This window comes from bacterium (assembly GCA_037147175.1).
GTDB lineage: Bacteria > Cyanobacteriota > Vampirovibrionia > Gastranaerophilales > UBA9971 > UBA9971.
This window is the reverse complement of sequence record JBAWVS010000076.1, coordinates 1-7676: the sequence shown is the minus strand read 5'-3', so window position 1 is coordinate 7676 and position 7676 is coordinate 1. Positions and strand designations below refer to the sequence as shown.

The following is a 7676-nucleotide window of genomic DNA, read 5'->3' as shown; positions in this document are numbered from 1 at the left end:
ATTAATAACCCTAATAAGATAAAAGATCCTGAAATTCTTAGGTTTGGAATTTTTATGCATGATATTGTGAATGGCTCACCTAATGATGTAGAAGATAGCGTGGAAATTGCACTTAAATTGCTACATAAATCAGAAAATTCGAAATTTAAGAATAAAGAAAATTTATTGAGAGAAATTATATTAGCAACGAAACATGATAGCAGTGTTCCTGAAAATTTATCTTTGGAAGCAAAGATTATTGCAGACATTGATTTATCTATTTTGGGTTCAGATAAATCATCTTATAATATTTATGCAAAACAAATCCGAAGAGAATATTCGCGATATCCCGATGATGTTTATAACCCTGGACGAATAGCAGTTTTAAAAGGGATTTTAATTAAGCATAATATCTATAAAACAGATTTCTTCCAAAAAAAATATGAACAAAAAGCCAGAATAAATATACAAAATGAAATAGATTTTTTGGCTGGCAACAATTAAGTTTTTATTTTATTCGGGATACTTATAAAAAATTAAAAGCAAATAACCTCGATACGCTTGTCATGATGCTTTATAGTCAGGGGTGAAGAAAATTCATAAAGCTCTCCGTCAAGCATAAATAGATTTTTTCCGTCAAACTCAAGATGAATTTTATCCATTTGGGCATAAAAAATCGAAGCGTCCTGCAAAATACTCATGCGTGTCCGGCTTTTTACCAGAAGCCACAGCATATCAGAGGGCGTTACATCGGGAGAAACGTACATAAAAGAAAACAAATCTTTGTTTTCGTCTTTTGTATCCTCAAAAGATAAATCTTTGCCTGTTAAACTCGCATTATTTATGATTAGATATCCTGTCTGAAATTCCGTTGAATCTATTTTGAATTTTTTTATATGGTCATAAAAATTAGTTAAAGACATAAATCCCGGTAAATTATAGGCAAAAGAACCCCAAAAAACCTTTGCATTTTGAGAAGTTGACTGAAGTACCTGACAGGCAACCCCGTATAATAAGCCTGTTAAAAATTTATATTTTCCTTTAACTAATGCGACTTTATGAAAAACATTATTTTCCTCATTTTCATTTGCTATTATAAAAGCTGCATCTTCAAGGTAACATGGCAGATTCAAGCTTTTTGCAAATTCATTTGCTGTTCCCGCGGGAATTAAGCCGAATTTATAAGAAGAAAAAAACTTTTCGGGAATATTATTTATAACCCTGTGAATTGTTCCATCCCCTCCTGCAATGACTATAAGGTCTTTTTTGTGTTCATCAGGTTTATGGTTTTTAAGAAAATCATCATCAATAATTTCAAGATTAAAATCATATTCTTTGCAGAATATCTGGTAGAGCCTGCTTATTCCGCCCATATATTTTTTGTCAAAATCAGGATTAGGGAACAAAAATATTTTTTTTCTCATAGGCATTTTTTATGTTTTCTAAAACCATGTAAAAAAGTCGGCTAAATTATTTATAAGGCAATAAAATATTTTTTATATCAGCTTTTAGAATATAATATAAGTGGTATTTTATAAATGTATTTGGTAAGTTTTTTAATATGAAAACAAAAATAATTTCATTAATTTTATCAATATTTTTGCTCTTTGAAACAATGCCTGTTATTGCAGTTGTGCATCAGGTAAGAAATTCGCCTGCTCAATTCGTAGAAACTGCCCATAAGGCTTATAACAGGAATGATTTTCTTAAAGCAGGACAGTATTATGAAAAAGCGTATTCTGTCGAAAAAAATCAGGTTTTTATTGATAATGCTATAACTGCATATTCCAGCTATGCTTTTAATCTGGCAAATGAAAAAAAATATGATGAGGCTATAAAATACTGCCAAAAAGTGCTTTCGCTGCGCCAATCCGAGCAAAATACAAAAGAGCTTCTTTCTGATATTTATTATTCAAGAAGTTCGTATAATTTTTATAATGGAAACCCGCAAAAAGCAAAAGAAGATCTTGAAAATTCATTAAAATACAGTATGCTTCCCGAGCAGGCGCAGAAAGCAAGAGAAGGACTTTCTCAACTTAAAGAAACAGGAGGCGATTTGGAATTTAAACCGATAACAACTTCTGCTCCTGATTCAATGCCCGAGCTTGTCAAGCTTGTAGAAATGAAGATTTACGGCAAATCTCATGATAATTTGCCTGTATTAGAAAGAATTGCAAAACTTGAAAAAGATATATTCAACAAAAATTATAATGATGAAAGTTTAACTGTCAGGTTAGATCGTTTAAAGAAAGCTGCTTTGCCGGAACTTGCACAAAAACCCGCAAATAATTTCGGCGAGGAGCAGGATTATATTCAGGACATAATTGAACAGAGCAGCGGAACAGCAAAAATATTCGGTAAAATGCCTATAATTGTTTATATAGATGACGCAGATGTCAAAAATTACAAAAAATATTACAGAGACGCTGTTAAAGATGCTATGAAAGAATGGGAAAATGCTTCGGGAGGCAAAATAAAATTTGAAACCTCCAATGATCCAAAGAACGCAAACTTAAAAATAGTATGGACTGAGTATTTTGAGGATTTTGCATGGCAGCCCGAGCTTAAAAAAGAAGATGTGTCGGCAGAAAAACAAAAATTGAAATATAAAAAAGCAAGTTCTATTGTGCAGATAGGTTCAATTGCTGCAATGGTTTTGGGAGGGCTGGTCGGTGTTCCTGTGATTGGGCTGGTAGGTTCAGTTGGAGGTTCTGTCGCTTCTCCTCTTCTTCAGTATAAGGGATTAAACCTTGATGACAGGATAATGAAAGTCAAAATTAATACAGACTGCACTTCCGGCATGACAAAAGAGCAGTCTTTTGAAAAAATAAAGCAGATTGCAATGCATCAGCTGGGACATTCTATAGGGATTTACGGCCATAGTCCTGATTCTAATGACATAATGTACGGCAATTTTAATGTAAATAAGCTTTCTGACAGAGATAAGAATACTATTAAAGAAATTTACAAAAATGTAAAAACAAATAGCAAATAAATTTACTCAAAAAATCGATTATGTGTATTTTTATGCTTTTTTGCTATACTGAAAAATAAGATTGCCACGTCGGGCTTTTTGCCCTCCTCGCAATGACAGAGTAGTAAATGCATATTGGAGAGAATAAAAATGACAGAAGCAACAAAATTAAAATACCAGATTAAAGACATTAACCTTGCTGAATCAGGCAAGAACCAGATTGAATGGGCAGACAGAGATATGCCTGTACTTGAATCAATCAGAAAAAGATTTGAAACAGAAAAACCTCTTCAGGGTTTTAGAATAGCAGCTTGCTGCCACGTTACCAAAGAAACAGCAAACCTTGCAATTACTCTTAAAGCCGGCGGTGCAGACGCTGTTTTGATTGCATCAAACCCGCTTTCTACACAGGATGATGTTGCAGCTTCCCTCGTAAAAGATTATGGAATTCCTGTATTTGCAATAAAAGGCGAAGACGCTGAAACATACACTAAACACGTAAACATTGCACTTGATCACAAACCTCAAATCATTATTGATGACGGTTCAGACGTAGTTGCAACACTTATTAAAGAAAGACCGGATCAGATTAAAGATATTATCGGAACTACAGAAGAAACCACCACCGGAATCGTAAGACTTAATGCAATGGAAAAAGGCGGAAAATTAACTTTCCCTGCGATGGCTGTTAATGATTCTCAGACAAAGCATTTCTTTGATAACAGGTATGGAACAGGTCAAAGCACATTAGACGGTGTAATAAGAGCTACTAATATTCTTATTGCAGGAAAAAATCTTGTAGTTGTCGGATATGGCTGGTGCGGAAAAGGTTGCGCTATGAGAGCAAGAGGTTTAGGCGCAAATGTTATAGTTACTGAAATTGATCCTGTTAAAGCTATTGAAGCTGTAATGGACGGCTTCAGAGTTATGCCTATGGCTGAGGCTGCTTCAATCGGTGATATCTTTATTACAGTTACCGGAAACAGACACGTAATCAATACAGACCATTTCAAATTAATGAAAGACTTTGCTATAGTTTGTAATTCAGGACATTTTGACCTTGAATTAGATATGGCAGGTCTTAATAAACTGACAAAAAACAAGAAAAAAATCAGAACTTTCCTTGATCAGCACAAATTAGAATCAGGAAAATCAGTTCTTGTTCTTGGAGAAGGCAGACTCGTAAACCTTGCTGCGGCAGAAGGACACCCTGCAAGCGTAATGGATATGAGTTTTGCAAATCAGGCTCTTGCTGTTGAGTATTTAATCAAAAATCAGGGCGAACTTGAAAATAAAGTTCATGTTCTTCCCAGAGAAGTTGATCAGAACATTGCTAAGCTTAAACTTGCTTCAATGGGTGTTAAGATTGATGAATTGACCCCTGCAATGGTTGAATATATGAACAGCTGGGAAGTTGGAACATAATATTTTATAATATATCTTTTAAAAAAGGCGAAGTTATTAAACTTCGCCTTTTTTATTGTTATTTAAACAGGTGTTGAATTTAATGAGTTGTTAAATTGCCGCATACTTAAACTAACTAAAAGAAAGAAAAACTGAAACACTGCGGGGAAATGTTGTCATGGGCAAAGCCCCCGAACCCTTTTGCCAATATCGATTACTCAAAATAAAAAAGGGGATTTTATTTAAGTGAATTCAAAAAACATAAAACAATTTTCAAAAACTGCTATTGATGATGTTTTAAACTCGCTTGAGGCTTCTATTGAAGGATTGAGCGAAAAACAGGTGCAGCAACGCCTTAAAAAATACGGATATAACGTTATTTCTTTTGATAAACAACAAAATGCCTTTATCAAGCTCCTTTCGGAATTTATTAGTCCTCTGGTACTCTTGTTATTTATAATTGTAATAATTTCTTTTCTCATAGGTGAAACAGAATCAGCAATTATTATTCTTGCAATGATTATTATTAATGTATTTATGACTTTTTTTCAGGAATATCAGGCTGACAAAGCAGCTGACAAATTAAAAAAACTGGTCAGTACTAGTGTAACAGTACTTCGGTCGGGAAAAGAAAAAGAAATTTCGCAGTCAGAACTTGTCAGAGGAGATATAATCAGGCTTTCTGCGGGGAATATAATACCGGCTGATATAAGAATTATTTCTTCAAAAACGCTCTATCTTAACCAGTCTGCGATGACAGGAGAAGCTTTGCCTGTAGAAAAAAGTGAGAAATATTATCAGGAGGATTCAAAAAATAATATTTTTGATCTTCCAAATATTTGTTTTATGGGAACCAATGTTAACAGCGGAAGTGCTATAGGTGTTGTCATAGAAACAGGAAACAATACTTATCTGAGCTCAATAGCGGATAAAATTACCCAAAAAACCGCAAAAAGCAGTTTTGAAGAAGGTGTAGACAAATTTGTCATGCTTTTGGTAAGAGCAATGATTTATATTGTATTGATTGTCTTTGTAATAAATGCCTTAAACAAAGGAAGTTGGTTAGAAGCTTTGCTTTTTGCGATTGCGGTTGCGGTCGGTTTAGCACCTGAGATGCTTCCTATGATTGTTACGATTAATCTTTCAAAAGGAGCTTTGAGTTTATCTAAAGGCAAAGTCATAGTTAAAAAACTGAATGCCGTTCAAAATTTAGGTGCAATGGATGTATTATGTTCCGATAAAACAGGAACTCTGACTCAAAACAAGGTTATTCTGGAACGACATATTGATATAAATAAGAAGGAGAGCGAGGAGGTTTTTTTATATGCTTATATAAACAGTTATTTTCAGACAGGATTGAAGAATTTACTTGATAATTCGATTTTAGAACATTCGGAACAAAATTTAGATATAGTCAAAACATATATAAAAATTGATGAAATTCCGTTTGATTTTAAGCGGAGGCGTATGTCTGTGGTAGTTAAACAAAATAATATGCCGATAAAACTCGTTTGCAAAGGAGCTGTGGAAGAAATTTTAAATATTTGCGACAGATTGAATGACAATAATAATATTTTAAAAATAGATGATTTTCATCGGAAAAAAATAAAAAAATTAACAGGAGAACTAAACGAAGACGGATTCAGGGTTATAGCAGTTGCGTATAAAGATTTTACGCTACATAAAGACATTTTTTCTTCTAAAGATGAGAATAATCTTATTTTGATTGGATTTGCGGCTTTTCTCGATCCGCCAAAAGAATCTGCCGTTGAAGCAATCAGGCAATTATATGAAAATGGCGTGGATATAAAAATTTTGACAGGAGATAACGAAGTAATTACAAAGAAAATTTGCAATGAAGTCGGCATAAAAATTTTAGGCGCTGTTTCAGGAGATGATATTGAAAATTTGTCCGATGAAAAATTGTCAGAAATTGTTGAAAAGAATAATATTTTTGCAAAATTAAGCCCTGAACATAAACAAAAAATCGTTGAAATGCTCCAAAAAAACCGGCATGTTACAGGATTTATAGGAGATGGAATAAATGATGCACTTGCATTAAAAACAGCAGATGTTGGCATTTCTGTTGATTCTGCGGCTGATATTGCTAAAGAATCGGCAGATATAATTTTGCTTGAAAAAAGCCTGTTAATTTTGGAAAAAGGTGTCATTGAAGGCAGGAGGGTATTTTGCAATATAACAAAATATATTCGGGCCTGTTCCAGTTCCAATTTCGGAAATATGGTAAGTTTGGCGACAGCATCGATATTTTTACCGTTTTTGCCTCTGGCTCCTGTTCAAATTATTGCTAAAAACCTGCTTTATGATATTTCTCAAGTATCTTTATTTACTGATAACGTTGATAAAGAATACACCAGACACCCTAAAAGTTGGGATATAGGCTATATTAAGAAGTCAATGCTGGTTTTGGGTCCGATTAATGTGGTTTTTGATTATATAACTTTTTTAGTGCTTATTTTCGGGTTTAATGCTCTGGAAAACAAAGAATTGTTTCAGACAGGCTGGTTTGTAAAGACTCTTATCTCAGAAATACTTGTTATTCATGCTATTCGTACAAATAAAATACAGTTTATGCAAAGTAATGCAAGTGTTTGGATTTTTCTGATGAATATATTTATGATCAGCCTGATTGTGTGGCTGTTATTTTCTCATTATGCGGTTCATCTGGGTTTTGTTGCACTTCCGTCTTTATACTGGATATTTTTGGTTTTATTATTGTTCTTTTATTTAATTGTTACAAGACTAATAAACAAAAAAATATTTGATGCATTTTGATATCAGACTTCAACAGGAAAGCTATTTCAATCTAACTAAAATATACTGAAACGAGTTTGTTTTCAGGAAAACCGGCAAAGCCGGATTTTCCCGAAAAGCATCACTCCTAAAAGCTATAGTGCTTTCGCAAAAAATATTTCATTTCTTAATTACTTTTTCAGAGCACTATAGTTCCGGAGAGCGAAATTTTAATTCTTCATTTAACTGTGGCAAGTTTTCGATCATTTTATAGTACCAATCTGTCCGTTCTTTATAATGCATTGATAAAAGACGGTTTTCGGCAACATAATTATAGGCATTTTTTGCAAGTTCATGCCTGAAAGAGGAGTCTTCAATTAATTTAACAAGTTTTTCTTCAAACTCTTCTGTTGAATTGTATATAAGTCCTGTTTTTTCATTTTCAATCCTTGAGTGGAGGTTTTCTGAATGGAGAGACAGGCTTTCATCTTTTGGAAGGTCAAGCAAAATTAGTGCATTGTTAATTTAATTTATTAGGATAAAGTTTTTTTAACTTAATTCTTGC

6 protein-coding genes are annotated in these 7676 nt (G+C 33.4%); 4 read left to right on the top strand and 2 right to left on the bottom strand.

What is annotated here, in order from left to right:
• On the top strand, nucleotides 1-483 hold a 483-nt coding region (locus tag WCG23_12550; GenBank protein ID MEI8390699.1), incomplete at its 5' end, for an HD domain-containing protein.
• 32 nt (nucleotides 484-515) lie between these two features.
• On the opposite strand, the gene WCG23_12545 is transcribed toward WCG23_12550, so the two are convergent.
• Complete coding sequence (locus tag WCG23_12545) at nucleotides 516-1409, bottom strand: diacylglycerol kinase family protein (protein MEI8390698.1); 894 nt, start codon at nucleotides 1407-1409, stop codon at nucleotides 516-518.
• A 131-nt stretch (nucleotides 1410-1540) separates the two neighbouring features.
• Here WCG23_12545 and WCG23_12540 point away from each other — a divergent pair, with 131 nt between their 5' ends.
• From WCG23_12540 to mgtA, 3 genes are all read left to right on the top strand, one after another.
• Nucleotides 1541-2974: a matrixin family metalloprotease gene (locus tag WCG23_12540; protein ID MEI8390697.1), complete on the top strand. Its 1434-nt coding sequence runs from the start codon at nucleotides 1541-1543 to the stop codon at nucleotides 2972-2974.
• Between the two features lie 129 nt (nucleotides 2975-3103).
• Nucleotides 3104-4378: an adenosylhomocysteinase gene (gene ahcY / locus WCG23_12535; protein ID MEI8390696.1), complete on the top strand. Its 1275-nt coding sequence runs from the start codon at nucleotides 3104-3106 to the stop codon at nucleotides 4376-4378.
• A gap of 225 nt (nucleotides 4379-4603) precedes the next feature.
• Nucleotides 4604-7153 (top strand): magnesium-translocating P-type ATPase, encoded by a 2550-nt coding sequence (gene mgtA, locus WCG23_12530; GenBank protein MEI8390695.1) that lies wholly within the window; start codon nucleotides 4604-4606, stop codon nucleotides 7151-7153.
• A gap of 165 nt (nucleotides 7154-7318) precedes the next feature.
• Here mgtA and WCG23_12525 read toward each other — a convergent pair whose 3' ends face one another.
• A complete protein-coding gene (locus WCG23_12525; GenBank protein MEI8390694.1) occupies nucleotides 7319-7618 on the bottom strand; it encodes a hypothetical protein in 300 nt (99 codons plus the stop codon).
• Between the last annotated feature and the right edge of the window lie 58 nt (nucleotides 7619-7676).

Bases quoted from the DNA above. Each gene is read 5' to 3' on its own strand.
- WCG23_12540 (MEI8390697.1), top strand. From the start codon at position 1,541: ATGAAAACAAAAATAATTTCATTAATTTTATCAATATTTTTGCTCTTT.
- ahcY (MEI8390696.1), top strand. From the start codon at position 3,104: ATGACAGAAGCAACAAAATTAAAATACCAGATTAAAGACATTAACCTT.
- WCG23_12545 (MEI8390698.1), bottom strand. From the start codon at position 1,409: ATGCCTATGAGAAAAAAAATATTTTTGTTCCCTAATCCTGATTTTGAC.